This window comes from Rhizobacter sp., from assembly GCF_031412495.1.
Taxonomy (GTDB): Bacteria; Pseudomonadota; Gammaproteobacteria; order Burkholderiales; family Burkholderiaceae_C; genus Schlegelella_A.
Genome location: NZ_JANODC010000371.1, coordinates 1 through 2129 on the forward strand (window position 1 = coordinate 1; position 2129 = coordinate 2129).

At 69.2% G+C, this 2129-nt stretch carries 2 protein-coding genes; one reads left to right on the forward strand and one right to left on the reverse strand.

The genetic code is table 11. The features are described 5' to 3' along the window. Positions 1–1428 (reverse strand): 3-hydroxyacyl-CoA dehydrogenase NAD-binding domain-containing protein (locus tag AC30N0_RS13615; protein ID WP_489518447.1); only part of this gene is annotated, 1428 nt, incomplete at its 3' end. Positions 1429–1562: 134 nt separating this feature from the next. Between AC30N0_RS13615 and AC30N0_RS13620 the strand changes: the two genes are divergently transcribed. Then, the coding region (locus AC30N0_RS13620) for a LysR family transcriptional regulator (protein WP_489518448.1) at positions 1563–2129 on the forward strand (567 nt) is incomplete at its 3' end.

Genomic DNA, 2129 nt, shown 5'->3' on the forward strand with positions numbered 1-2129 from the left:
GCGCACCGGCACCTTCTTCAGCTTCTTCGCGAGCTCGAAGCCGGTGGCGACCGCGTCGGCGCTCACCTTCGCCGGCACCACGATCTCGAGCAGCTTCATGATGTTGGCCGGCGAGAAGAAGTGCAGGCCCAGCACGTCGGCCGGGCGCGAGATGCTGGCGGCGATCTCGTCGATGTCGAGGTAGGAGGTGTTGGTGGCAAGCACCGCACCGGGTTTGCACACGCGGTCGAGCTCGGCAAAGACGGCCTGCTTCACCGCCATGTCCTCGAACACGGCCTCGACGACCAGGTCGGCCTGGCCCAAGGCGTCGTAGGCAGTGGCGCCGTTGAAGCGCGCCATCACGGCAGCCTTGGCCTCGGCGCCCATGCGGCCCTTGGCGACGAGGCCGTCGTAGACCTTCTCGACGTTGGCGCGGCCACGCGCGAGGCTGTCCTCGTCGCGCTCGACCATCGTCACCATCATGCCGGCGTCGAGCATCGCCACCGCGATGCCGGCGCCCATCGTGCCGCCGCCGACGATGCCGGCCGAGGCCAGCGGCCGCGGCTGCGCCGCCTTCGTCTCGGGCGCCTTGGCGACTTCGCGCTCAGCGAAAAAGACATGGATCAGGCTGGCGCGCTGCGGGCTGTTAATGCACTGCAGGAACAGCTCGCGCTCCAGGCGCAGACCTTCGTCGAAGGGGCGATCCTGCGCGGCCTCGACCGCGTCGACGATCTTGTGTGGCGAAAACAGGCCGCGGCTCTTGGCGGCGACGTCGGCGCGCGCAGCGTCGATCGCGGCACGGCTGGCCTCTCGATCGGCCACCAGCCCCTGCGTGTCGCGCGTGCGGCGCACGGGCGCGCCGGCGGCGAGCAACTCCTGCGCATGGGCCAGGCCTTCGGCCAGCGTGTCGTCACTGCGGCCCAGCCGGTCGACGAGGCCGAGCGCCTGTGCCTCTTCTGCGCCGACGTGGCGACCGCTCAGCATCAGCTCGAGCGCGGGGCCCGCGCCGATCAGGCGGGGCGCGCGCTGCGTGCCGCCGGCGCCGGGCATCAGGCCGAGCTGCACTTCGGGCAGGCCGAGCTTGACGCCTTTTACGGCCAGCCGGTAGTGCGCCGCCAGTGCCACCTCGAGGCCGCCACCCAGCGCAGCGCCGTGAAGGGCGGCGACCACCGGCTTGCTGCAGGCCTCGATGCGGTTGCAAACGTCCGGCAGCGCTGGGGGCTGCGGCGGCTGGCCGAACTCGCGGATGTCCGCGCCGGCGATGAAGTTGCGCCCGGCACCGACGATCAGCACCGCGGCGACGGCGGGGTCGGACTGCGCGGCGTCGATCGCCGCCACCAGGCCGCGGCGCACGTCGGTGCCCAGCGCGTTGACGGGCGGGTTGTCGACGCTCACGACCAGCACGTTGCCGCGGAGGAGAAAGGTGACGGGAGAAGAAGCAGGGTCCATGCGGTCTCCGACGGCTGTCGTTCTGAAGAATTGATTGTTCGACGCTGCGTCCTCCTTGACAATCCCAGCGCTGATTGACAGAGTGTCAAACACTGTTTGACAGTTGCGGGATCCCACGAGGCGAACAAATGGCCATGGACGTCAACACGCTGACCCTGCTGGTCGAGATCCTGGATGCCGGAAACCTGAGCGAAGCCGGGCGGCGGCTGAAGATGACGCGTGCCAACGTCAGCTACCACCTGAACCAGTTCGAGCGCACGATCGGCCAGCAATTGGTACGGCGCACGACGCGGCGAATCCAGGCCACCGAGATCGGCCTGCGCCTGTACGAGCACGGCAAGGCCATCCGCAACGAGCTGCTGGCGGCGCGCGAGTCGATCGCGACGCTCGGGCAGAGCCTGCAGGGCCGGGTCAGGCTGAGCGTTCCCAGCGGCTACGGCCAGCTCGTGATGTCGCAGTGGCTGCTCGACTTCAAGCGGCTGTACCCCGGCATCGTGCTCGACGTGGTCTTCGAGAACCGCGTCGAGGACCTGATTCGCGATGAAGTGGACATTGCGGTCCGCGTGATGTCGGAGCCGCCGCAGAACCTGGTCGCACGCGACCTGGGCCCGATGCATTACGTGGTCTGCGCCTCACGCGCCTACGCCGAGGCCAACGGCATGCCCGCCGATCTGGACGCGCTGCGCACCGCGCCGTTGATC